Genomic DNA, 23,561 nt, shown 5'->3' on the forward strand with positions numbered 1-23,561 from the left:
ATGCTGTTGATCGCCTGTCCCTATTGTGGAGAGAGCCGGCCGGAGGCGGAGTTCCGCTATGCCGGCGAGGCCCACCTGGCGCGCACCCCCGACAGCCTCGACGACGACGGCTGGACCGGGTTCCTCTATGCCCGCGGCAATCCGAAGGGCCTCCACTTCGAACGCTGGCGCCACATCCACGGCTGCGGCCGCTTCTTCAACGCGGTCCGCCACACGGTGACGGACAAGTTCGTGACGACCTACCCGGCGGGGGAGGGGAGGCCGGACCTCTCGTCGCCGGAGCTCGCGGACAAGGTCGCGGAGGCGTCGCGGTGACTGTTCTCCCTCCCTCGCAGCCGTTCCGGGCCGTTGCCGGTGGTCGCGTCGACCGTGACCGCACGGTGCGCTTCACCTTCGACGGCACGCTCTATCGCGGGCTGAAGGGCGACACGCTCGCCTCGGCGCTGATCGCCAACGGTGTCCACCTGGTCGGCCGCTCGTTCAAGTACCACCGGCCGCGCGGCATCCTGGCGGCCGGCTCGGACGAGCCGAATGCCCTCGTCGGCGTCGGGGCGGACGAGGCGCACTACACGCCGAACCTGCGCGCCACCCAGGTCGAGCTGAAGGACGGCCTCGTCGCCGTCAGCCAGAACCGCGCGCCGTCGCTGAAGTTCGACGTCGGCGCGGTCAACGACCTCGTCGCGCCGCTGCTGCCGGCGGGCTTCTACTACAAGACCTTCATGTGGCCGCAGGCGTTCTGGAAGTCGGTCTACGAGCCGGTGATCCGCGCCGCCGCCGGCCTCGGCCGCGCGCCACGGGCGCCGGACGCCGACCGCTATACCCAGCGCTACGCCCACTGCGACGTCCTCGTCGTCGGCTCCGGCCCCGCGGGGCTCGCCGCGGCGCGGGCAGCAGCGGCGAGCGGCGCCACCGTCATCCTCTGCGACGAGCAGGCCGAGATGGGCGGCTCGCTGCTGGCGGAGACCCAGGCCACGATCGACGGCGTGCCCACGGCCGACTGGGTCGCCGACGTGCTCGCCGAACTCGCGGGCAACGACCGCGTCACGCTGCTCTCCCGCACCACCGCCTTCGGCTGGTACCCGCACAACCTCATCGGCCTCAGCGAGCGGATCACCGATCACCTCGCCGCGCCGCACCGCGACCTGCCGCGCGAGCGGATGTGGCAGGTGCGGGCGAAGGAGGTTGTGATCGCAGCCGGCGCCATCGAGCGGCCGATGGTGTTCCCGGAGAACGACCGCCCGGGCGTCATGCTGGCGGACGCTGCCCGCACCTTCCTCAACCGCTACGGCGCGGTGGTCGGCCGGCGCGTCGTCGTCTTCACCGCCCACGACGCCGCCTACCAGGCGGCCCTCGACCTCCACGCCGCCGGCGTCCAGGTCGCCGCGATCGCCGACCTCCGGCCCGTCGCCGACGGTGAGCTGCCGGAGAAGGCGCGCGCCGCCGGCCTGCCGGTGCAGACGTCGACCACCGTCGTCGGCACGCGCGGGCGGCTACGCGTCCGCGAGGCGCACCTTGCCACCGTCGCCGCCGACGGCAGCGTCGCCCGGCCGGTGATCGTGCCGTGCGATGCGGTGCTGATGTCCGGCGGCTTCACGCCGTCGGTGCACCTGTTCTCGCAATCGCGCGGCAAGCTCGCCTTCGACGCGGCGACGAAGACGTTCCTGCCGGGGCAGTCATTTGCGCATGAGCGGTCGGCCGGGGCGTGCCGGGGCACGTTCGGGCTCGCGGACGTGCTGGCCGAGGGCTACGCGGCGGGCGAGCAGGCGGCGAAGGCGGCTTTCGCGACGCGTCCTCCCCCTGCAAGGGGGGAGGACAGCCGCGCCGAAGGCGCGGCAGGTGGGGGCCAGTCAATCCACCCCGAGACCTCGATTGACGGGCCCAACCCTGGCGACCTGCGGTCGCCTGTCCCTCCCCCTGGCAGGGGAGGGACGGAGGCCGGCGCAGGGGGAGGACCGGTGGTCACCGAAGCCCCCATCGTCTCCGGCGGCTTCTCCGGCGCTGCCCCGCACGGGCGCAATCCGGCGTTCGCCAAGGCCTTCGTCGACTTCCAGAACGACGTCACGGCCAAGGACGTCAAGCTCGCCACCCGCGAGGGCTTCGTCTCGATCGAGCACGTCAAGCGTTACACCACGACGGGCATGGCGACCGACCAGGGCAAGACGTCGAACCTCAATGCGCTGGCCATCGTCTCCGACGCCATCGCCAAGCCCATCCCGCAGATCGGCCTGACAACCTTCCGCCCGCCCTATACGCCCGTCACCTTCGGCAGCTTCGCCGGCGCCGCCCGCGGCGATCTGTTCGACCCCGTCCGCACCACGCCGATCCACGCTTGGGCAGAGGCGCACGGCGCTGCCTTCGAGGACGTCGGGCTGTGGAAGCGCGCCTGGTACTTCCCGAGAGCCGGCGAGGACCTGCACGCCGCCGTGGCGCGCGAGTGCAAGGCGGTGCGCGAGGCCGTCGGCATCTTCGACGCCTCGACGCTGGGCAAGATCGAGGTGGTGGGGCCGGACGCGGCCGAGTTCATGAACCGCATGTACACGAACGCCTGGACGAAGCTCGAGCCCGGGCGCCTGCGCTACGGCGTGATGCTGCGCGAGGACGGCTTCGTCATGGACGACGGCGTCGTCGGCCGCATGGCGCCGGACCGCTTCCACGTCACCACGACGACCGGCGGCGCCCCGCGCGTCCTCCATCTGATGGAGGACTACCTGCAGACCGAGTGGCCGGACCTCGACGTCTGGTTGACCTCCACCACCGAGCAGTGGGCGGTGATCGCCGTGCAGGGGCCGCGGGCGCGCGACGTCATCGCGCCGCTGGTCGAGGGCATCGACCTGTCGAAGGGGGCGATGCCGCACATGAGCGTGCGCGAGGGCCGCATCGCCGGCGTGCCGACGCGGCTGTTCCGCGTCTCCTTCACCGGCGAACTCGGCTTCGAGGTGAATGTGCCGGCCGACTATGGCCGCCACGTCTGGGAGGCAATCGTCGCCGCCGGCGAGCCGCACGGCATCACCCCCTACGGCACCGAGACGATGCACGTGCTGCGGGCCGAGAAGGGCTACATCATCGTCGGCCAGGAGACCGACGGCACGGCGACGCCGGACGACGTCAACCTCGGCTGGGCAGTCGGCAAGTCGAAGAAGGACTTCGTCGGCAAGCGCTCGGTGCTCAGGCCCGAGATGACCGGGGCCGGCCGCAAGCAGCTCGTCGGGCTCCTCACCGTCGACCCGAGCGTGGTGCTGGAGGAGGGAGCGCAGATCGTCGCCGACCCGGCCGAACCCGTGCCGATGACGATGCTCGGCCACGTCACCTCGTCCTACTGGAGCTCGGTGCTCGGCCGCTCGATCGCGCTCGCGATGGTGCGCGACGGCCGCGGCCGGATGGGCGAGACGCTGCACGTGCCGATGCCCGGCGGCGCCATCGCGGTGACGGTGGCCGCCCCTGTGTTCGTCGACCCGGAAGGAGCGCGGCTCAATGACTGAGGCCTCTCCCGTGCTGCCGCGCGCCGACGCGCTGGCGATGATCGCCGCTGCGACGCCCCCGCTCGCCGCGGCGGAGCTCAGGACGCTCGACAACGACTGTGCGCGCTACGTCTTCCGCGGCCGCGAGGCGGCGATCGGCCCGGCCGGCGAGGCGTTCGGCGTCGCCCTGCCGCGGGCCCGCGGCGCCTATGGCGAGGTCCGCAACCGCAGGGCGATCTGGCTCGGCCCCGACGAGTGGCTGCTGATCGCCCCCGGCGAGGCGCCGGAGGAGATAGCAGCCGCCATTGAGGCGGCGACGGGAGGCGTGCCGCATTCGCTGGTGGACGTCTCGCATCGCCAGCTCTGCATCGAGGTGTCCGGACCGCAGGCGGCGACGGTGCTCGCCGCCGGCTGCCCGCTCGACCTGTCTGAGGCGGCCTTCCCGGTGGGCACGGCGACGCGGACGGTGCTGGCCAAGGCCGAGATCGTGCTGGCGCGGACGGGGCCGGACGTGTTCCACATCGAGGTGTGGCGCTCGTTTTCCGCCTATGTCTGGCATTATCTCGACGAGACGCGGCGGGAGTTCCGGGCGGGGTAGGGGGGATTGCCAGTGGGCTGACCCGTCCCTCCCCTGTCAGGGGGAGGGACAGACCGCCGAAGGCGGTCAGGGTGGGGCCCGTCAATCCGAAGTGATGCGGCGGTCGTCGCGCACCGGATTGACAGGCCCCCACCTGCCGCGCCTTCAGCGCGGCTGTCCTCCCCCCTGGCAGGGGGAGGACGCGTCAGCGCACCGTCAGGGGGAGGACGCCTCCACCCTTCGAGAGACAATCGTTCGTCCGGCGGGGAGGCCGGCATCGATGATCAGCGTCTTCGAGCTCTTCAAGATCGGCATCGGGCCGTCGTCGTCCCACACGGTGGGACCGATGCGGGCGGCGCACGCCTTCGTCGACGGCATCGCGGCGGCGGGGAGACTCGACGACGTCGACCGCGTCGAGGTGGCGCTCTACGGCTCGCTCGCCTGGACCGGCAAGGGCCACGGTACCGACCGAGCGGCGATCCTCGGCCTTTCGGGCATGGAGCCCGCCACCGTCGATCCGGACGAGGCCGACGCGGCCTTCGCCGCCGCCGGCGCCGGCGGCTCCGTCAATCTTGGCGGCCGCCGCCGCATCGCCTTCGACTACGGCCGCGACATCCTCTTCGACGGCCACGCCGAGACGCCGAAGCATCCGAACACCATGGCGCTCGCCGCCTTCGACGCCGACGGTACCGTCGTCGCCCACGAGCGCTGGTGCTCGGTCGGCGGCGGCTTCGTCGTGCCGGAGGCGGAGGTGGGCGTCGTCGTCCACAACCCGGTGTCGGTGCCGCACCCCTACCGCAGCGGCCGCGACCTGCTGCACATCGGTTCTGCCACCGGGCTGTCGATCGCCGGGATCGTGCTCGAGAACGAGCAGGCGCTACGCCCGGATGCCGAGATCGACGCCCACCTCGAGGCGATCGCCAAGGTGATGATGGCCTGCATCGACCGCGGCGTCGCCACCACGGGCGAGCTTCCCGGCGGCCTCAAGGTCAGGCGGCGGGCGAAATCGATCCGCGACCGGCTTCTGGCGCGCAGCCACGCCAACGACCGCGCCGCCCACGAGGTGATGGACTGGGTCAGCGTCTATGCGATCGCGGTCAACGAGGAGAACGCCGCCGGCGGCCGGGTGGTCACCGCGCCGACCAACGGCGCCGCCGGCGTCGTGCCGGCGACGCTGCGCTACTATCTCGACCACTGTTCCGGCGCCGGCCCCGAGGGCGTTCGCACCTTCCTGCTGACGGCCACAGCCATCGGCGGGCTGTTCAAGATGAACGCGTCGATCTCCGGCGCTGAGGTCGGCTGCCAGGGCGAGGTCGGCGTCGCCTGCTCGATGGCCGCCGCCGGCCTGTGCGCCGCGCTCGGCGGCACCAACGAGCAGGTCGAGAACGCCGCCGAGATCGGCATGGAGCACCATCTCGGCATGACCTGCGACCCGATCGCCGGCCTCGTGCAGGTGCCCTGCATCGAGCGCAACGCCTTCGGCGCGATCTCAGCCGTCAACGCCGCCTCGCTCGCTCTCCACGGCGACGGTACCCACGTCGTCTCGCTCGACAAGGTCATCGTGACGATGCGCGAAACCGGCCGCGACATGGCGTCGAAATACAAGGAAACGTCCCTCGGCGGCCTGGCGGTCAACCTGCCGGAGTGTTGAAGAGCGCCCCGCTCACGCCGTCGCGCGGCCCAGCATCCGCGTCAGCGTCGCGTCGCGGTCGAGGATGTGGTGCTTCAGGGCGCCGATGACGTGAAGGGCAATCAGCACGCCGAGCCCGAGCACCAGAACCGGGCCGGAGTGGACGCTCCTCGCCAGCGACAGGGCGAAGGCATTGCCTGCCCCGGCCGGCAGCAGCGTCAGGCCGAAGACTTCCAGCGCCTGGCCCTTGCCGATGATGCGGGCGATGCCGGTCAGCGGCGCGAGCACCGTCACCGCGAGCAGCAGGCCGTGCACGGCGTGGGCGAGGATGCGCTCGATGAGCGAGTAGCGGCCGACCGGGTGCGGGAAGCCTTCCGAGAGGCGCACGCCGAGCCGCCACGTCGCCAGGATCAGGATCATCAGCCCGAGCGCCTTGTGGCAGCTGAAGACGAACTCGCGCGCCGGCCCCTTCGCCATCTCCTCGGCCGCGATGCCGAGCGGGATCATCGCCAGGATCGCGATGGCGATCAGCCAGTGGAGCCGGCGCTCGACGGCGGGAATGGGGGCTGCGGCGGAAACGGCAGGGCGGGTCACGGTGGTGCTCCTCGATGACCGCCTGCCGCGCGCGGGCCGGCGGTGAGCGCCACTGTAGAACCGCAAACGGTCGAGGCCCTTGATGCGGATCAGGTGCGGCAACCTGCCGTCTCGTGCGCGGCTCTCGCGACGATCGCAGCCTCCCTGGAGGTCAGACGTACCAGGGCCGGCCCCCGACCTCGTCGGCGACCGTTTCCACCATCCGAACGGCGGGGCCCGGGCTAGCCGACCGAGAAGACGCTCTTGCCGGCGAGGCTCTCCGGGTCGAGCAGGATCGGCGGCGACACGGTGATGCGCAGCACGTCCGACATCTCCCGCGTGCCGTCAGCGGAGATCGCGCGCGCCGTGAACTCGTAGTCGCCGGCGGCGATCGGCGTGCGGGGTGCGTACCAGAGCCCGCCGCGCAGCGCGGTCGTCCGCGAGACGACGACGCCGTTCGCGAGGATCTCGATGCGCGCGTCCTCCCACGCCCGGCCGGAGAAGCGCAGCATCGACTGCAGCGTCACCCGGTCGCCCGCGATCCTCTGGATCGGTGCGCGCAGCACGATGGTGACGTCGCGCTCCTGCCCGACCGTGGCCGAGGGGATCGTCGCCTCGTCGGCGCGTGCGGTCTTGGCGGCACAGAACGGCAGCAGCAGCGCCGCCGCCAGGAGCACGAAGGCAGGTGGGCGCACCCGTCGTGGCGCCGATCGGCGGGGCCGTGCGGCGGCATTGAGGGGAAAGGCGGCGGACGAATCGATCCCTGATGTCGCGGTGAGCGCCATGATTGCGGTTTGCCCTCTGCGGGAACGCGATGCCCGGCTTTGCGCCGATGTCGTCGCGTTCACCGAATTGATATCGCACCGTCGCAGAACCTCGCAATCGGCATGCCAGCGTCGCCTGCAATGCTTGGGCGGGCGTTGCATTCCGGTCCCGGTCCGCCGGCGGTCTGGTAATGTGAAGCCTGCACCGCCTCGAGGGCAGGAATGGACGCCGTCCGCACGTCGCGCACATCGGGGGAGGAGGGGGGCGCCGGGCGCCCGCGCCTCTCCGTCGGCTTCATTCTCGCCGACGACTTCACGCTGTCGGCGTTCTCGCTGTTCGTCGACCACCTGCGGCTTGCCGCCGACGAGGGCGACCGCTCCAGGCAGATCCTGTGCCGGTGGGTCGTGATGGGCAGCCGCGAGGAGGCGGTGCGGGCGAGCTGCGGCATCGCGGTGGCGCGCACCAGCCCGTTCGTCGACCCGCGCGGCTTCGACTACATCGTCGTCGTCGGCGGGCTCTTGTCGGCCGGCGCGCAGGTCGATGCCGCGACCATCGTCTATCTCGAAAAGGCGGCCGCCGCCGGTGTGACGCTCGTCGGCGTCTGCACCGGCTCGTTCGTGCTCGCCCGCGCCGGGCTGATGACCGGGCGGCGCTGCTGCGTCTCCTGGTATCACCGCCAGGACTTCCTCGCCGCCTTCCCCCATCACGTGCCGGTGGCCGACCGGCTGTTCGTCGACGAGGGCGATCGCATCACCTGCTCGGGCGGTGGCGGCGTCTCCGATCTCGCGACGCTGCTGGTCGAGCGCCATCTCGGCCGCGCGGTCGCCCAGAAGACCCGCCACGTGCTGCTGCTCGACCGGCCGCGCGCCGGCAGCGAGGCGCAGCCGCACCCGCCCGTCGCCGACACCGACGGCGTCCGTGACGAGCGCGTGCGGCGGGCGCTGCTGTTGATGGAGCAGAACCTCGCCGACCCCCTGCCGGTCGCCACCATCGCCGAGAAGCTGAGGCTCTCCACCCGCCAGCTCGAGCGACTGTTCCAGGCGGTGATGGGCGAGCGTCCGGGCGCCTTCTACCGCGAGCTCCGGCTGCGCTACGCCCGCTTCCTCCTGGAGACGACCGACCGCACGATCACCGACATCGCGCTCGAATCCGGCTTCGCCGACTGCGCCCACTTCTCGCGCCAGTTCAAGGCGCTGCACGGCTTCACGCCGACGGGCTCGCGCGGCGGGCGCCGCCCGGCGGCCGATCCGACGGCGCAGGCGAGGCTGGCGGGCGGACGGCTGTTCGAGTGATCGGTGGGCGTCTCGTGCGTATGTCGTGCTAAAGTAAAAACGCGTCGTGCCGAGAAAAGTAGCCGAACGAGGACTGCGGAACACTTCTAATCCGCACGACGCGCGTGGCGCGCGTCCGGCGGTGCGGCGCGCGGCGCCGCGGCGGAGACCCGGACCCATGTTGCAGGTTCCCCATTCGAGCATCGGCGCCCTCGTCGCGCGCCGCCGGCCGGGCTATGGCCTCGAGCAGCCGTTCTTCCTGTCGCAGGAGATCTTCGACCTCGACATGGAGGTGATCTTCGGGCGCCACTGGATCTTCGTCGGCGTCGAGGCGGACGTGCCGCAGCCGGGCGACACCATGGTCGTCGACATCGGCCGCACCACCGTCCTCATCCTGCGCGACGAGGCCGGCACCGTCCGCGCCGTCAACAACGTCTGCCGCCATCGCGGCGCCCGCCTCGTGCACGACTACAAGGCGAGCGTCGGCAATCTCGTCTGCCGCTACCACCAGTGGACCTACGGCCTCGACGGGGCGCTGCAGTACGCCGAGCACATGGGCGACGGCTTCGACAAGAGCTGCCTCGGCCTGAAGCCGGTGCACCTGAAGTCGCTCGAGGGGCTCCTGTTCGTCTGCCTGAGCGAGGACCCGCCGGCCGACTTCGACACCATGGCCGAGGCGATGCGGCCCTACATCGCCCCGCATTCCGTCCGCGACACCAAGGTCGCCTTCGAGATGGACATCATCGAGCCGGGCAACTGGAAGATCACGATGGAGAACAACCGCGAGTGCTATCACTGCGCGGTGAACCATCCGGAACTGACGGTCCCGCTGTTCGCCTACGGCTTCGGCTATGCGCCCGAGCAGCTCGACGAGACCGGCCGGAAGCAGGCCGAGCGCTACGACTGCCTGCTCAATGACGACCATGCCGAATGGGAGGCGAAGGGCTTCCCGTCGCGGACGATCGAGCACCTCGACGACGTCGTCACCGGCTACCGCACGCAGCGCCTGCCGCTCGATGGTGCCGGCGAGTCGCACACGCTGTCGACCGAGGTCGCCTGCCGGAAGCTGCTCGGCAACCTGACGGATCGGCGGATGGGCGGCCTGCATTTCTGGACGCAGCCGAACTCCTGGCACCACTTCATGAGCGACCACGCCGTCGTCTTCTCGGTGCTGCCGCTCGACCCCGAGCACTCGCTCTTGCGCACCAAGTGGCTCGTCCACAAGGACGCGGTCGAGGGCGTCGACTACGAAATCCAGAAGCTGACCGAGGTGTGGGTCGCCACCAACGCCCAGGATTCCGAGCTCGTCGGCTACCAGCACTCCGGCGTCAGCAGCCCCGCTTACGAGCCCGGGCCCTACTCGCCCTACACCGAGGGCCTCGTCGACAAGTTCACCAACTGGTACCTCGGCCGCATCGCCGAGCACCTGGAGCGGTAGACGGCGGCGGTCGCGGGAGCCTGTCCCTCCCCTGCCAGGGGGAGGGACAGACCGCGAAGCGGTCAGGGTGGGGCCCGTCAAACACGGGCTCGAGGTTGGATTGACAGGCCCCCTCCTGCCGCGCGTTCCGCGCGGCTGTCCTCCCCCCTGGCAGGGGGAGGACGGGCGACGACGGCGACGGGTACAATGGCAGGCAAGTCCAAGTCCCAGGGGTCCACGAGCAAGGGCAAGCGGACCGTCGTCGACGCCCACGTCGGCAGCGCCGGCATCACCGTGCTGCCGACCAATTCGACGACGCGGATGGCGGTGCCGAACCTCGACGACGCCAAGGGCGCGGGGACCGGAGGGGCCTTTGCGCGCCGCTTCGTCGGCCCGGCCCTGATCGTCGGCGCGATCGACGATTTCGCCCTCGTCGGTCCCGGTCTCACGCTGCCGCACGAGCGCGACGTCATCGAGACGGTGCGGGTGCGCCACACGCCGGCGGCCGTCAGCGCCTCGCCCGCACGGGCTGCCGCACCGGAGCCTGCCGCCTCGCTCGACCTCGCCGAGACGCCCGCGCCGGCTCCGCCGATCAGCCGGATCGCCGCGCTGGCCGACGTGCCGGCCCGCTTCAATGCCGACGACGATGATCTCCTCGTCTGCCGGCAGGTCCACACCGAGACGCACGACGTCAAGACCTTCGTCTTCGCCTCGCGCAACCCGCGGCTGTTCCGCTTCCATCCCGGCCAGTTCATGACCTTCGACTGGCCGGTCGGCGACGAGCCGGTGCAGCGCTGCTACACCATCGCCTCGGCGCCCTCCCGCCCCGATACCTTCGCGATCACGGTGAAACGCGTGCCCGGCGGGCCGGTGTCAAACTGGCTGCACGACAACCTCGTGCCCGGCATGGAGGTGCGCGCCGTCGGGCCGATGGGCGAGTTCACCTGCGCCACGCATCCGGCGGAGAAGTATCTCTTCGTGTCCGGCGGCAGCGGCATCACGCCTTTGATGTCGATGAGCCGGGCGATCACCGATCTCGCCGAGGATCGCGACGTCGTCTTCGTGCACGCGGCGCGCACGCCGGCCGACATCGTCTTCCGCGCCGAGCTCGACGCGATCGCCCGCGCCCACGCCCGCTTCAAGGTCGCCTACGTGGTCGAAAGCGACGCCGGCGAGCCGGGCTGGCCGGGCTTCCGCGGGCGGCTGTCGTGGCCGATGCTGTCGCTCATCGCCCCGGACCTCCACGAGCGCGAGGTGTTCACCTGCGGCCCCTCGCCGTTCATGAAGGCGGTGCGGGCGATGCTCTCCGATGGCGGCGCCGACATGCGGCGCTATCATGAGGAGAGCTTCAACTTCGAGGAACTGGCGCCGATCACCCAGGCGGCGGCGGCCAGGGCGGAGGAGAAGCTCGTCGAGGGCGAGGCGCGTGGCAGCTTCCGGGTGACGTTCTCGAAATCCGGCCGCGCCATCGACTGCCCCGACGATACCTTCGTGCTGCAGGCGGCGCGCGCCGCCGGCATGAAGCTGCCGGCCTCGTGCACGAAGGGGCTCTGCGGCACCTGCAAGTCGAGGCTCGTTTCGGGGCAGGTGGAGATGAAGCACGCCGGCGGCATCCGCCAGCGCGAGATCGACCAGGGACTGGTGCTGTTGTGTTGCTCGAAGCCGCTGACCGATCTCGTCGTGGAGCGTTGAGCGCACCGGCCGCGCCACCCGCGCCGGCGCCGCCGGCGCTGGCGCGGCTGTCGCGCATCGGCTTCCTGACGCTGCCGAACTACTCGGCGATCGCGCTGGTGAACGCCCTCGAGGCGTGCCGGATGGCGAACTACGTCTCGCTCGCCGACGACTATCACTGGGCAGTGGTGACGCTCGACGGCGCGCCGGCAGAGGCGAGCAACGGCCTGTCGATGACGCCGACCGTCAAGCTCGCCGACGCCGGGCCGCTCGATCTCCTGTTCGTCTGCGGCGGCGTCTCGGTGCGCCATGCCGTGGAGCGGCCGCTGTCGGACGCGCTGCGCCGGCTCGCTCGACGCGGCGTCGCCCTCGGCGGCCTCTGCACCGGCACCTTCGCGCTCGCCGAGGCCGGCCTCCTCGACGGCTACCGCGCCGCCATCCACTGGGAGAACCTCACGGCGATCCGCGAGGAGTTCGCCGGCGTCGCCTTCACCGAGGAGCTCTTCGTCGTCGACCGCGACCGGCTCACCTGCACCGGCGGCGTCGCGCCGCTCGAGCTGATGCTGACCCTGATCGAGGCGCGCCACGGCAAGCCGGTGGCCGCCAAGGTCTCCGACCAGTTCATGGTGGAGCGCCCCCGCGCCGGCGGCGACCGCCAGCCGCTGCCGCTACCCTCCCGCATCGAGCACCTGCATCCGGCGCTCGCCCGCGCCGCCCGCATGATGGACGCGGCGATCGAGCGGCCGCTGACGGTGGCGGAGGTCGCAACCGGCGTCGGCATGTCGCCACGGCAACTCGAGCGGCTGTTCCGGCGCCACCTCGGCACCTCGCCGGCGGAGTTCTCGCTTGGGCGACGGCTGGTGCACGCCCGCGAGCTCCTGCGCCAGACGCCGATGAGCGTCACCGACGTCGGCCTCGCCTGCGGCTTCCAGACAGCCGCCCACTTCTCCACCGCCTACCGCCGCCACTTCGGCCGCTCGCCGCGTGAGGAGCGCGCCTCGACATGATCGCCAACGCCGACGCGCTGCTGAAGCCCCTGACGATCAAGGGCCTGACGATCCGCAATCGCGTGATGTCGACGAGCCATGCCCCCGGCTACGGCAAGGACGGCAAGCCGCAGGAGCGCTACCAGCTCTACCACGAGGAAAAGGCCAAGGGCGGCATCGGCCTGACGATGTTCGGCGGCTCGTCGTCGGTGGCGATTGACAGCCCGGCGACGCCGTGGGCGCAGATTTCGGCCGCCGACGACAGCGTCATCCCGTTCTTCCGGAGCTTCTCCGAGCGCATCCACCGCCACGGCGCCAAGCTGATGATCCAGCTCACCCACATGGGCCGGCGCACCAAGTGGGACACCGACAACTGGTTCCCGACGATATCGTCCTCGCCGCGGCGCGAGCCGGCGAGCCGGGCCGTGCCGCGCGAGATGGACGAGGGCGACATCGCCCGCGTCGTCGCCGACTTCGCGGAGGCCGCCCGCCGCTGCCGCGAGGGTGGGCTCGACGGGCTCGAGGTCTCGGCGGCGCACGGCCACCTGATCGATCAGTTCTTCAGCCCGTCGATCAATCACCGCACCGACCAGTACGGCGGCTCGCTCGAAAACCGCATGCGCTTCGGCGCCGAGGTGCTGTCGGCGATCCGCGCCGCCACCGGCGACGACTACGTCATCGGCATCCGCATGTCGGGCGATGAGCTCCTCGCCGAGGGGCTGAGCCACGAAGAGTGCGTGACGATCGCCGCGGAGTACGCCCGCCGCGGCCTCATCGACTTCGTCAACATCGTCGGCGGCCAGGCGCGCGATCACATCGCCCACGCGATCTCGCTGCCGAACATGAGCTTCCCCGTCGCGCCTTTCCTCTATCTCGCGAGCGCCATCAAGCGGGAGGTCGAGGTGCCGGTGTTCCACGCCCAGCGCGTCACCGATCTCGCCACTGGCGCCCGTGCCGTCGCCGAGGGTCACCTCGACATGGTGGCGATGACTCGCGCCCACATCGCCGACCCGCACGTCGTCAAGAAGCTGATCGAGGGCCGCGCCGACGATATCCGCCAGTGCGTCGGCGCCGGCTACTGCATCGACCGCATCTATGTCGGCGGCGACGCGCTCTGCCTGCAGAACGCCGCCACCGGCCGCGAGGCGACGATGCCGCACGTCATCCCGAAGGCCGCGCGGTCGCTGAAGGTGGTGGTCGTCGGCGGCGGCCCGGCCGGCCTCGAGGCGGCGCGCGTCTCGGCCGAGCGCGGCCATGCCGTGGTGCTCTTCGAGAAGGAGCGCGAGCTCGGCGGCCAGATCAACATCGCGTCGAAGGGGACGTGGCGCGAGGCGCTGTCGGGCATCCCGCGCTGGCTGTCGGCGCAGGTCCGGAAGCTCGGCGTCGACGTGCGGCTCGGCGTCGAGGCGACGGACGCGGCGGTGACGGCGGAGAAGCCCGACATCGTCATCGTCGCCACCGGCGGCCGGCCGAACCTCGACGAGGTCGCGGGCGCCGCCCACGTCGTGCCGACCTGGGACGTGCTGACCGGCAAGGTCGAGGCGGCCGGCTCGGTGCTCCTCTACGACGCCACCGGCCAGCACCACGGTGCCTCCACCGCGGAATTCCTCGCCAAGAAGGGCTGCCTCGTCGAGATCGCCACCCAGGACCGCATGGTCGGCGAGGAGATCGGCACCACCAACCAGCCGGTCCACCTGCGCGAGCTCTACAAGCTCGGCGTGGTGATGACGCCGAACACGGAGCTCGCCGAGGTCTATCCCGAGGGCAACCGCCTCGTCGCGGTGCTCAGGAACACCATGACGCTCGCCGAAGAGGAGCGCCTCGTCGACCGCGTCGTCGTCGAGTACGGCACCTTGCCGGTCGACGGGGTGTTCCGGGCGCTGCGCGGAGGCTCCGTAAACGACGGCGTCACCGACCAGCACGCCCTCGTCGAAGGCCGCCCGCAGCCGTGGGCGGAGCAGGTGGGGCGGAACGGGGCGGACGGCTCGGCGGCCGGGTGGACCGGCGCGGCGCCGGCGGGTGGAGCGGCGTCGAACGGGGCGGGGGGGCCGGCGAACGGTGCGGCCACGGCGGAGGCGCACCCGGGCGGCTACGCTCTCTACCGCGTCGGCGACTGCGTCGCCGGCCGCAACATCCATGCGGCGCTCTACGACTCGCTCAGGCTATGCAAGGACATCTGAGCGCTCCGGCGCGCCGCCGGCCTCGCACCGCGGACCCGAGCAGCCGATTTGCCACAGTCGTCCGCGAGCCGACATCGGCGCGTGAAAACGCGACACTTCGAGTTGCCGAAACTTCGCGTTTAAGTAGCATGTGTCCCCGTGGGTCTGACTGGAGCCAGGGACATGCGTGCAGGGTTGGTGTGGGGCGCGGCGCTCGGTGGCGCGGCGTTGATGTCGGCGATGTCGCCTCTGGCGGTCGCGGAGGAAGCGACGGTCAAGCAGCTGCTCAGCGTCGAAGGGGAGTGCACGGAGGTCCTGCACGTCGGCAAGATCCCGCAGTACCGCAGCTGTGGCGGGATCGTCTTCCAGTTCATGATGTCGGACGGCTACCAGGTGATCATGTGGGTCGGCGGGGGGAGCCGCTATTACTTCATCGGCAAGGGTGCGAACTGGAACCAGAAGGGCGGCGGGCGGATGACCGTGACGGCGGTCGCAGCGGGCACCGGCGACGCCTTCGAGGAGATCCCCGCCAAGGGCACCTGCCGCTTCGACAATCTCCACTCCGGCAAGGTGGCGACCGTTTCCTGCTCCGCGACGATGAGCAAGGGGCACTGGTCGGCGGCCTTCAAGTCCGACGGCAAGCCCCCGATCGTGCCGAAGCTCAAGAGCTGAGGTCCAACGCCTGCCCCACGGCGGATGACGTTGCGGCGGGGCGCGACGCAGCACCCTGCGATCGTCCCCTCGAAGTCAGCGCGAACCCTCCCCCCTCGCCGGGGAGGGCAGGGAGGGGGGGCGCCACGGGCTCCGCGCTCGACGTCGCCCCGACCGCTGGCAGGCAGCCGCCGCGACGGGAGTTTCACATCGGCCGCTTCGGCGTGTGTCCCCCCCTCCGACCGGCTCCGCCGGCCACCTCCCCCGCGAGGGGGGAGGGGTTGCGTTGTGCCATTGGAAGGGCGGTGCAGAGTTCGTCCTCCCCCTGCCAGGGGGGAGGACAGCCGGCGCAGCCGGCAGGTGGGGGCCCGTCAATCCGGAGTTCGACGTCAAACGTAGCGGGCTGGATCGACGGGCCCCACCCTGGCCGCCTCCGGCGGCCCGTCCCTCCCCCTGGCAGGGGAGGGACAGCGACCTCCGGCGTGCTCGCGCCATGACGCCCGCCGCCTTCCTCGCTTTCGCCACCCTCGCGGCCGCCCTCGTGGCGGCCCTCGAGGCTGCCCGTCGGATCCGGCTCTGGCGCGTCGGCAAGCCGGCCCCCATCCCCCTCTCCGGCCTCCTCGCGCTGCCGCGGCGCTATCTCGTCGACGTCCACCACGTCGTCGCGCGCGATCCGTTCGCCGCGCGCATGCACATGCTGGTGGCGGGCGGTTTCCTCGCCGGCGGGCTGTTCACGGCGCTCGCGATCGTGCCGCCGCTGGGAGCCTCGCGCCTCTACTGGCTGCTGCCGGCGGCCGCCTTTGCGACGATGCTCGCCGGGGCCGCGATGGTGCGGCGACGGCGTGTGCCGGTGCGGCCGGCGCGGCTCTCCGGCGGCCGCTTCACCGTGCTGCCGTGGCTGTTCGCGGCCTTCGGCGTCGGTGGGCTGATCGTCGCGGTGACGACGGTCCTCGGCGGCCCGCCGGCGATCGGCTGGATCGGCGCGGCGCTCGCCGCCGCGGGTGCGCTCGGCCTCGCCTTGCAGGTCCACAGCGGGCCGCTCCGCCACATCGTCGCCGGCGCCATCCATCTGATCGCCCACCCGCGTCCGGCCCGCTTCGCCGGCGGGCGCGACACCGCGCTCGCACCGCTGGAACTTTCCGCCGACCGTCTCGGCATCGCCGTGCCGGCCGATTTCACGTGGAACAGGCTCGCCGGCTTTGACGCCTGCATCCAGTGCGGGCGCTGTGAGGCGGCGTGCCCGGCGTTCGCCGCCGGCCAGCCGCTCAACCCGAAGAAGCTGATCCAGGACCTCTCCGCCGCCATCGCCCCCGGCGGCAGCGACGAGGCCTATGCCGGCAGCCCCTATCCGGGCCGTGCGGTCGGTGCCCACCACGGCGGGCCGCATCTGCCGCTCGTCGGCGCAATGGTGCCGGCCGAGACGATCTGGTCGTGCACCACCTGCCGGGCCTGCGTCGAGGAGTGCCCGATGATGATCGAGCACGTCGACGCCATCGTCGGCCTGCGCCGCTTCGAGACGCTGGAGAAGGGCGCCGTACCCGGCAAGGGCGCCGACGTGCTGGCGGAACTGCGCCTCGCCGACGACCCCGGCGGACGGCCGCTTTCCGCCCGCACCGACTTCGCCGCCGGTCTGACGCTGCCGGTGCTGCCGGAAGGCGGCAAGACCGACGTGCTCTTGTGGCTCGGGGAGGGCGCCTACGATCTGCGCTATGGCCGCACCCTGCGCGCTCTCGTGCGGCTGCTGCAGGCGGCCGGCGTCGAGTTCGCGGTGCTCGGTGCGGACGAGCGCGACTGCGGGGACCTGGCCCGCCGGCTCGGCGACGAGGCGACCTTCCAGCGGCTCGCGAGCGACAACATCGCCGCCCTGTCCACGCGCCGCTTCGCCCGCATCCTCACCGCCGACCCGCACGCCTTCCACGTCCTGAAGAACGAGTATCCGTCGCTCGGCGGCCGCTTCGACGTTGTCCACCACACGACGTTCCTGGCCGGCCTCGTCGCCGAGGGTCGGCTCACGCCGGCGGCGCTGTCGGGGCCTGCGATCACCTATCACGACCCCTGCTATCTCGGCCGCTACAACGGCGAGACCGCCGCGCCGCGCGCCCTTCTCGACACCCTCGGTCTCGAGCGGCGCGAGATGGCGCGCTCGGGCCTGAAGGCGATGTGCTGCGGCGGCGGCGGTGGCGCGCCGGTCACCGATATTCCCGGCGAACGCCGCATCGCCGACCTTCGCATGGCGCAGGTGGGCGAGACGGGGGCGGCGACGGTCGCCGTGGCGTGCCCCGGCTGCACGGCGATGCTGGAAGGCGTCACCGGGCCACGCCCGGAGGTGAAGGACGTCGCCGAACTCTTGTGGGAGGCGGTGGAGGCGGCGAAGGCATCGGCGGTGACGGGCGGGGCGCCGTCGGCGTCCGGCGCCGGCGTGCGCCGGCCGGAGCCGGTGGCATGACCCGGCCCCGCCGCGACCCGCGGGCGGAGGCCGCCCGCCGCGCCGTGCCCGGCGGCGACCGTCCGCGCTCGACCATCGAGGCCGCTCTGCCGGCGGCAGCCGTCGCGGGCGTCCCCGTCGGGCCGGGTGGCCGCCCGCGCCGCGACCCGCGCGCCGAGATCGCTGCCCTCGTCGTCCCCGCGCCGCGCCGGCGCCTCGACCGGTCGCTGTCGGCCGGCGTCGCAGCGGCCGCCGCGGGTGCGGCTTCGGTGGCGGGCCTCGGAGCGCGTGGTCTCGCGGCGGGCGCCGCGGCGAATCAGACCGCGACGTCAGCCCGCCTCGCGTCCACCGCCGCCGCAGCCGCGGCGTCTACAGCCATCCGGACCATTGCGACGCCGGCATTCCTCGTCCTCGTGGTGCCGGACACACCCGGCGGGCGCACCGGCGCCCACGATCGCCAACTCCTCGGCGCCGCCCGCCTTCTCGCCGACACCGGTGGCGGGGCGGTTGTCGTGCTGGCCGATGGCGGCGCGTGGGGCGGAGCTGGGGCCGATCGGGTGCTGTCGCTCACCGGCGAGGGAAGTGAATCAGTCAACAGAATCGCGACGCAACCCTCCCCCCTCGAGGGGGAGGGCAGGGAGGGGGGGCGCCCCGATCTCGGCGTCGCGTTTGCCGCTCCCCCCCTCCCTACCCCCGGATCAAGTCCGGGGCAGGCTCTCCCCCGCGAGGGGGGAGGAGCGCCCGACGCTGATGTTCTCGATGATATCGGCGTTCAGAACGCTTCTGGACCAGACGACGCCTCTGGCCCAGCCTCCTACGACCCCGAATCCCGCGCCGCCGTCCTCGTCGCCGCGATCCGCACCCTGTCGCCCAGGCACGTCGTCTTCGCCGAGACGGCGGCGGGCGGCGACATCGCCCGGCGCGTCGCGGCCGGGCTCGGCGAGCCGCTGTTCGCCGGGGCGGAGAGCGTCTCCGTGCGGGCGGTGACGCGGCCGGCGAAGGCGGGGCGGGTGGAGCAGCGCACGGCGCCGCCGCGGCTCCTCTCGCTGCTGCCGGACATCGTCGCCGCCCACGCCGGCGTCCCGCACGAGGCGCGGCCGGTGACGCTTGCGGACCTCGCGGCCGAGGCGAGCGACACCGCGCAGCGCGGCCCCAGCGCAGAGAGTGCGGCCGAGAGCCTGGAAGCGAGGGGCGAGGCGGCGACGGCCAGCCACCTCCCGCTGCAACCGCCGCGCGGCATCCTCTCCGCCGAGACGATCCCGGCCGACCCGGCCTCGCTGCCGCTCGCCGAGGCCGGCTTCGTCGTCTCGGCGGGCAACGGCGTCAGCGACTTCGACGGCTTCCGGGCGCTCGTCGCCGCGCTCGGGGCGACGCCGGGGGCGAGCCGGGTTGTCTGCGACGCCGGGCTGATGCCGCGCGACCGGCAGGTCGGCGCCTCCGGCACGGTGCTCGACGCCACCTGCTATTTCGCCCTCGGTATCGCCGGCGCGCCGCAGCATCTGCAGGGCGTGGCGAAATGCGAGCACGTGGTGGCGGTCAACACCGACCTGCACGCCGCGATGATCGAGCGGGCGGGGCTCGCGGTGGTCGCGGACGCCCAAGCGGTGATGCCGGCGCTGGCGGCGCTGCTGGCGGAGGAGCGCGGCCCGTCCCCGGCCGCTGGTCCGGTGGCCGTACCAGCTGTCGTCGAACCCGGGGGTTACGGAGCCGGGAGCCGTGCGGGCTCCGGAGCCCGGAGGCGTGACGGCGGCACGGTGGGGTGGGCCGGTGGCGAGACACTGGCCGCGGCCGCGCCCGATCCGTTGCGAGCCCGCGTGCTGCTGTCGGCCGGCCGCCACCCGGTCTCCGGCCGGCCGGCGCCGGTGCGGGCTGAAGCGCAGGCGACGTCGCTGGCGCTCGCGATCGGCGCCCGCGTCAGCGGCCTTCACGCCGGGGGCGACGGGGCGGTGGTGGCCGACCATCTCGGCCACGGCCTCGACACGGTCGGCGTCGTCGCCGGGTCGGCGGACGCCAATCCGCTGCCGGCGCTGGTGGCGGCGCTGTCCGGCGCGCCGGTCGATCTTGTGCTCATGGGCCGCCGTGGCGTCGGTGGCGACGACAGCGGGCTACTGCCTTACCGGCTGGCGGCGGCGCTCGGCCTGCCGATCGTGCCCGACGCGGTGGCGCTCGCGCGCGAACAGGGGCGGCCGGACGTGCTCGTCGTCGAGCAGGCGCTGCCGCGCGGAGCCCGCCGGCGGGTGCGCGTGACGCTGCCGGTCGTCGTCACGGTGCACCCGGCGGCACCGCCACCGCGCCCCTTCGCGTTTGCCTCTGTGCGGCGAGGGCGCCTCGTGCCGCTGACGGTCGCGGCCGCAGCGGGCGAGCCGCCGCTTGCCGTCGAGGAGCGGCCGTGGCGACGCCGCCCGCGGCTGATCACGGGCGCTTCGACCGCCGGCTCGGCGGCCGAGCGGCTGAAGGCGGCAACGGAGGTGGCGGGCGGCGGCGGCCGGCTCATCGTTGATCCGTCACCCGACGAGGCGGCGCGCGAGATCCTCGCCTTCCTGCGCGGCATCGGCGTCGTGGCGCCGATCACGAAGTGACCCGTCGCAGGCGTTTTGCGTGACGGTGATCACAGCGGCCGTCCGGCTGTTGCGGGCATCTTCCTTCTCACGGCTGGGGTGGCCGGCAACACGATGGAGAACCGTCATGGCCACCAGCAGGATCACCGCTGCAATCGCCTTAGGGCTCGCTCTGGTCGCGAGCCCGTCGACGGCCGATGTTCTCATCGGCAAGGCGAAGGCGAAGAGCAGCGAAAAGATCGGCCCCGCCGCGCCGGGGGACCCCAAGCCCTATGGCGCCAAGGTGCTGGCCGAATGCGACGCGAGCAATTGTATCTTCAATTTTGGCAAGAAAGCCAATAAAACGCGCACGATAGACTGGTTTAGCTGTGGCATATCGACAAATAATGGAACTACACTTGTAGGTACAGTTATCATAAATAGCGTTGACAATCAAGAAGGCTATTTTGCTGCAATCTCGAGAGCTTTAGCGGGGGCAACCGAGTACGCAATATTAGAGTACAAGAATCCCGTGACGGTCGACGCAGGCGACACGCTGTTCGTCTATGTATTGACGTCCGGCAGTGCGAATGGGGGCCAGTGCAATCTCGGCGGCACGATCCAGTAGTGCCAGGCTGCCAGACGGACCAAGCAGCCGGTCTGAGAATGCAGCAAGACTTCGCGCGGGAAGCGCCGCCCCAAGGGGCGGCGTTCCCGCTGCGTTTTCTCACGGAGTGGCGTATCGATATCCATGATGATCACCGGCCCGGGCGTGGCGCTGTCGCCGGCCCATGAGTGCCGTCAGCTTCACACGAGCCGCGGGATGGCGATGTCCGTGGGCCGCTGCGGCTCATCGTCGACCCCGATCCCGCCGAGGGCGTCCGCGAGATCCTTGCCGTCTTCGTGGCATCGGCGTCGTAGCGCCGAAGACAAACTGAGCAGGCCCAAAGTGTTTTGCGTGACGGTAATCACGGCGATCATTGAACGGCTGTGATCATCTTCCTCTCACGGCGAGCCGCGTGCCGCCGCTCAGAAGAGGGAGAACAGTCATGATGACCAGCAAAATCGCAGCAGCAATCGCCGTTGGTCTCGTTCTGGCCGCAGGGCCGGCGGCTGCCAACGTCCTCGATGGCAAGACCAAGGTGAAGAGCAGCGAGACCATCGGCCCTGCCGCAGCGGGCGATCCGAAGCCTTACAGCGCGCGCGCCGGCAGCGAGTGCGGCGGCAGCGTCTGCACCTTCAACTTCGGCAAGAAGGGTAACAAGACCCGCACGATCGAGTGGATCAACTGCGGCGTCAGCGTGACCGCCGGCGTCGTTCGCATCGGCGCAGTGATCATCAACGATTTCAGCAACCAGGCGGGCTATTTCTCAAAAGTCTCGAGCGTGATCGACGGCGGGGACGAAACAGCGGTCCTGGAATACAAGAACCCCGTCACTGTACCCGCAGGCGCCGTCTTGTTCATCTACGTCGTTGGGACCGGCACTCCCAGCAATGGGCAGTGCATGCTCGGCGGGACGATCGAGTAGGGGATGCTGCTTCGGCGCTGCGCGGAGGCGTCTGAACAATCGAGGCGCGGCGGTCCCGCCGCGTCGTACCCGTGGGGCTGCCAACCTCGATCCGAGGCGGCCCGATCGTCGGGCCCCCAGATGGGCCCTTCGGCCCTCGACCGGCTCCGCAAGCTTCGCGCAAGCCAGCGGACGGAGGGTCGCGCGAGGCTCGCAGGCGGCGAGGGACCGGCGCAATGGCCGCCAGCCGCAGGCAATCGGCGCTGAACGTGAGATGCCGGCCGCGCAACCGGCCGCGTCGCGTTTGCCTTGTCGCCGGCGCGACGCCGATGTCCCGGGGCGGGTCAGTCACCCTGTGGGGTGTGATTTTCGGTTGACGATGGATCGGGGGATCAGGTGGCGACTTACGAGGCTCTTTATCTCTGGAACGTGACCCTCAACGAGGGCACGCAGACGGTAACGGCCTGGAACGGCCGGTTCGACGTCCAGACGTCGTCGAGCGGAGATTTTTCGGTTGGCGACACGATCGTCGTCACGGACCTGTCGAATTCCAACACCTACAACTTCGTCTATCTCGGCCATCTTGACGGCGGCTGGATCGGCGTGCTGGGCGGCTCGACCTACCGCTACATCACCAACGACGCCACCGTTCCGTCGGCGCCGATCGTGTACTCGACGGCCGACTTCGTCGTCTGCTTTCTCGCCGGCACGCGGATCGCCACTCCCGGCGGATCGGCCGCAATCGAGAGCCTGGAGATCGGTGATCTCGTGCTGACGGCGGACGGGCGTGTTGCCCCGGTGCGCTTCGTCGGTCGGCAGACGGTGGCGAGCACCTTCGCGGACCCGCTGCGGACCTTCCCGATCCGCATCAGCGCAGGCGCCCTCGGCGAGGGCCTCCCCACGCACGACCTCCTCGTCTCCCCGGACCACGCGCTCCTGCTCGAGGGCGTCCTCGTGCAGGCCGGCGCCCTGGTCAACGACACGACGATCGTCCGCGAGACGGCTATGCCGGAGCGCTTCACCTACTTCCACGTCGAGCTCGAGGACCATTCGCTGATCCTCGCCGAGGGCGTGCCGGCGGAGACCTTCGTCGACAACGTCACGCGGCGCCGCTTCGACAACTTCGCGGACTACGCGGTGCGCTACGGCGACGAAGCCGCGACGATCGCGGAGATGGACCAGCCACGCGTCAAGTCCGCCCGTCAGTTGCCGAAGGCGCTCCGGGCGCGGCTCGGCCTGGACGTCGCCCGCGCCGCCTGAAACGGCGACGCCCGCCACGGCGGAGTGCCGAAGCGGGCGTCCTGGTGCGCCTAATGCGGGGAGAGGTGCGCCCTCAGGCGACCTTGCGCGGCTCGTGGCGGCCTTCCTCGACCTCCTCGATGATCTTCGCGACGAAGGCCGGCAGGTCGTCCGGCTTGCGGCTGGTGATCAGCCCGCCGTCGACGACCACTTCCTCATCGACCCAGCGGCCGCCAGCGTTCTCCATGTCGGTGCGGATCGACTTGTAGGAGGTGACGCGCTTGCCGCGCACGGCGCCGGCCTCCACCAGCAGCCACGGGCCGTGGCAGATCGCGGCCACCGTCTTGCCGCTCGCCACCATCGCCTTGACGACGCGCATGGCATCGGCGTCGACGCGCAGCACGTCGGGATTGATCTGGCCGCCCGGCAGCACCAGCGCGTCATAGGCGGCGGGATCGACGTCGGCGATGCGGCGGTCGGCATCGACGCGCTCGCCCCAGTCCTTGTCGTTCCAGCCGCGGATCGGCCGGCCGTCGGGCGAGGCAACCTCGACGGTGGCGCCGGCCTCGCGCAGCTTCTCGAGCGGCACCATCAGCTCCGACTGCTCGAAGCCGTCGGTGGCGAGAATGAGGATCTTGGCGGACGTGATGTCGGTCATGGCTGAAAACTCCGGTTGCCCCTCCCGCCGTGCCAA

At 71.5% G+C, this 23,561-nt stretch carries 18 protein-coding genes and 2 pseudogenes; 16 read left to right on the forward strand and 4 right to left on the reverse strand.

The window, feature by feature from the left end; translation table 11 throughout:
• The 4 genes from RUR49_RS24810 to RUR49_RS24825 all read left to right on the forward strand — a co-directional run bounded on the left by RUR49_RS24810 (position 1) and on the right by RUR49_RS24825 (position 5,686).
• Positions 1-315 carry a sarcosine oxidase subunit delta gene (locus RUR49_RS24810; RefSeq protein WP_409149208.1) on the forward strand — a complete coding sequence of 105 codons (315 nt, stop codon included), beginning with the start codon at positions 1-3 and terminating at the stop codon, positions 313-315.
• Entirely contained in the window at positions 312-3,479 is a 3,168-nt protein-coding gene (locus RUR49_RS24815) for a 2Fe-2S iron-sulfur cluster-binding protein (protein WP_409149210.1), read from the forward strand. Before RUR49_RS24810 ends, RUR49_RS24815 begins: the two co-directional genes overlap by 4 nt.
• Positions 3,472-4,056 (forward strand): sarcosine oxidase subunit gamma, encoded by a 585-nt coding sequence (locus tag RUR49_RS24820; protein ID WP_409149212.1) that lies wholly within the window; start codon positions 3,472-3,474, stop codon positions 4,054-4,056. The genes RUR49_RS24815 and RUR49_RS24820 overlap by 8 nt, the downstream gene beginning before the upstream one ends.
• 259 nt (positions 4,057-4,315) lie before the next feature.
• Complete coding sequence (locus RUR49_RS24825; RefSeq protein ID WP_409149213.1) at positions 4,316-5,686, forward strand: L-serine ammonia-lyase; 1,371 nt, start codon at positions 4,316-4,318, stop codon at positions 5,684-5,686.
• A 12-nt stretch (positions 5,687-5,698) separates the two neighbouring features.
• Here RUR49_RS24825 and RUR49_RS24830 read toward each other — a convergent pair whose 3' ends face one another.
• A complete protein-coding gene (locus RUR49_RS24830; protein WP_409149214.1) occupies positions 5,699-6,259 on the reverse strand; it encodes a cytochrome b in 561 nt (186 codons plus the stop codon).
• Positions 6,260-6,480: 221 nt separating this feature from the next.
• The gene (locus RUR49_RS24835; protein WP_409149216.1) at positions 6,481-6,933 is read right to left on the reverse strand and encodes a hypothetical protein; all 453 of its coding nucleotides are present in this window, start codon (positions 6,931-6,933) and stop codon (positions 6,481-6,483) included.
• A gap of 291 nt (positions 6,934-7,224) precedes the next feature.
• On the opposite strand from RUR49_RS24835, the gene RUR49_RS24840 reads away from it, so the two are divergent.
• The 10 genes and pseudogenes from RUR49_RS24840 to RUR49_RS24885 all read left to right on the forward strand — a co-directional run bounded on the left by RUR49_RS24840 (position 7,225) and on the right by RUR49_RS24885 (position 20,748).
• Positions 7,225-8,295, forward strand: coding sequence for a GlxA family transcriptional regulator (locus RUR49_RS24840; RefSeq protein ID WP_409149218.1), 1,071 nt, complete (start codon positions 7,225-7,227; stop codon positions 8,293-8,295).
• Between the two features lie 157 nt (positions 8,296-8,452).
• Complete coding sequence (locus RUR49_RS24845; protein WP_409149220.1) at positions 8,453-9,712, forward strand: aromatic ring-hydroxylating oxygenase subunit alpha; 1,260 nt, start codon at positions 8,453-8,455, stop codon at positions 9,710-9,712.
• Positions 9,713-9,898: 186 nt separating this feature from the next.
• Entirely contained in the window at positions 9,899-11,383 is a 1,485-nt protein-coding gene (locus RUR49_RS24850) for a 2Fe-2S iron-sulfur cluster-binding protein (RefSeq protein ID WP_409149222.1), read from the forward strand.
• Entirely contained in the window at positions 11,380-12,369 is a 990-nt protein-coding gene (locus RUR49_RS24855; RefSeq protein WP_409149224.1) for a GlxA family transcriptional regulator, read from the forward strand. Before RUR49_RS24850 ends, RUR49_RS24855 begins: the two co-directional genes overlap by 4 nt.
• Positions 12,366-14,528, forward strand: coding sequence for an FAD-dependent oxidoreductase (locus RUR49_RS24860; RefSeq protein WP_409149226.1), 2,163 nt, complete (start codon positions 12,366-12,368; stop codon positions 14,526-14,528). Before RUR49_RS24855 ends, RUR49_RS24860 begins: the two co-directional genes overlap by 4 nt.
• 162 nt (positions 14,529-14,690) lie before the next feature.
• On the forward strand, positions 14,691-15,179 hold the full coding sequence (locus RUR49_RS24865; protein ID WP_409149227.1) for a hypothetical protein: 489 nt from the start codon (positions 14,691-14,693) through the stop codon (positions 15,177-15,179).
• A 472-nt stretch (positions 15,180-15,651) separates the two neighbouring features.
• Positions 15,652-17,604 (forward strand): DUF3483 domain-containing protein, encoded by a 1,953-nt coding sequence (locus RUR49_RS24870; RefSeq protein ID WP_409149229.1) that lies wholly within the window; start codon positions 15,652-15,654, stop codon positions 17,602-17,604.
• Positions 17,605-18,398: 794 nt separating this feature from the next.
• Positions 18,399-19,244, forward strand: a pseudogene (locus RUR49_RS24875) (electron transfer flavoprotein subunit alpha/FixB family protein); the annotation flags it as partial.
• Positions 19,245-19,466: 222 nt separating this feature from the next.
• Positions 19,467-20,162, forward strand: a pseudogene (locus RUR49_RS24880) (electron transfer flavoprotein subunit beta); the annotation flags it as partial.
• Positions 20,163-20,268: 106 nt separating this feature from the next.
• Positions 20,269-20,748: a hypothetical protein gene (locus RUR49_RS24885; protein WP_409149230.1), complete on the forward strand. Its 480-nt coding sequence runs from the start codon at positions 20,269-20,271 to the stop codon at positions 20,746-20,748.
• Positions 20,749-20,927: 179 nt separating this feature from the next.
• Here the strand turns inward: RUR49_RS24885 and RUR49_RS24890 are convergent, their stop codons facing one another.
• A complete protein-coding gene (locus RUR49_RS24890) occupies positions 20,928-21,101 on the reverse strand; it encodes a hypothetical protein (protein WP_409149232.1) in 174 nt (57 codons plus the stop codon).
• A gap of 68 nt (positions 21,102-21,169) precedes the next feature.
• Between RUR49_RS24890 and RUR49_RS24895 the strand changes: the two genes are divergently transcribed.
• Complete coding sequence (locus RUR49_RS24895) at positions 21,170-21,649, forward strand: hypothetical protein (RefSeq protein ID WP_409149234.1); 480 nt, start codon at positions 21,170-21,172, stop codon at positions 21,647-21,649.
• A gap of 375 nt (positions 21,650-22,024) precedes the next feature.
• The gene (locus RUR49_RS24900; protein WP_409149236.1) at positions 22,025-22,888 is read left to right on the forward strand and encodes a Hint domain-containing protein; all 864 of its coding nucleotides are present in this window, start codon (positions 22,025-22,027) and stop codon (positions 22,886-22,888) included.
• 73 nt (positions 22,889-22,961) lie between these two features.
• On the opposite strand, the gene RUR49_RS24905 is transcribed toward RUR49_RS24900, so the two are convergent.
• The gene (locus RUR49_RS24905) at positions 22,962-23,525 is read right to left on the reverse strand and encodes a type 1 glutamine amidotransferase domain-containing protein (protein WP_409149238.1); all 564 of its coding nucleotides are present in this window, start codon (positions 23,523-23,525) and stop codon (positions 22,962-22,964) included.
• Positions 23,526-23,561 lie beyond the last annotated feature (36 nt).

The sequence above is a fragment of the Pseudoxanthobacter sp. M-2 genome, assembly GCF_046156265.1.
Lineage (GTDB): Bacteria > Pseudomonadota > Alphaproteobacteria > Rhizobiales > Segnochrobactraceae > CAMDHY01.

Bases quoted from the DNA above. Each gene is read 5' to 3' on its own strand.
- RUR49_RS24845 (WP_409149220.1), top strand. From the start codon at position 8,453: ATGTTGCAGGTTCCCCATTCGAGCATCGGCGCCCTCGTCGCGCGCCGC.
- RUR49_RS24850 (WP_409149222.1), top strand. From the start codon at position 9,899: ATGGCAGGCAAGTCCAAGTCCCAGGGGTCCACGAGCAAGGGCAAGCGG.
- RUR49_RS24905 (WP_409149238.1), bottom strand. From the start codon at position 23,525: ATGACCGACATCACGTCCGCCAAGATCCTCATTCTCGCCACCGACGGC.
- RUR49_RS24870 (WP_409149229.1), top strand. From the start codon at position 15,652: ATGACGCCCGCCGCCTTCCTCGCTTTCGCCACCCTCGCGGCCGCCCTC.
- RUR49_RS24865 (WP_409149227.1), top strand. From the start codon at position 14,691: ATGCGTGCAGGGTTGGTGTGGGGCGCGGCGCTCGGTGGCGCGGCGTTG.
- RUR49_RS24895 (WP_409149234.1), top strand. From the start codon at position 21,170: ATGATGACCAGCAAAATCGCAGCAGCAATCGCCGTTGGTCTCGTTCTG.
- RUR49_RS24860 (WP_409149226.1), top strand. From the start codon at position 12,366: ATGATCGCCAACGCCGACGCGCTGCTGAAGCCCCTGACGATCAAGGGC.
- RUR49_RS24820 (WP_409149212.1), top strand. From the start codon at position 3,472: ATGACTGAGGCCTCTCCCGTGCTGCCGCGCGCCGACGCGCTGGCGATG.
- RUR49_RS24810 (WP_409149208.1), top strand. From the start codon at position 1: ATGCTGTTGATCGCCTGTCCCTATTGTGGAGAGAGCCGGCCGGAGGCG.
- RUR49_RS24890 (WP_409149232.1), bottom strand. From the start codon at position 21,101: ATGATCGCCGTGATTACCGTCACGCAAAACACTTTGGGCCTGCTCAGT.
- RUR49_RS24840 (WP_409149218.1), top strand. From the start codon at position 7,225: ATGGACGCCGTCCGCACGTCGCGCACATCGGGGGAGGAGGGGGGCGCC.
- RUR49_RS24825 (WP_409149213.1), top strand. From the start codon at position 4,316: ATGATCAGCGTCTTCGAGCTCTTCAAGATCGGCATCGGGCCGTCGTCG.
- RUR49_RS24885 (WP_409149230.1), top strand. From the start codon at position 20,269: ATGGCCACCAGCAGGATCACCGCTGCAATCGCCTTAGGGCTCGCTCTG.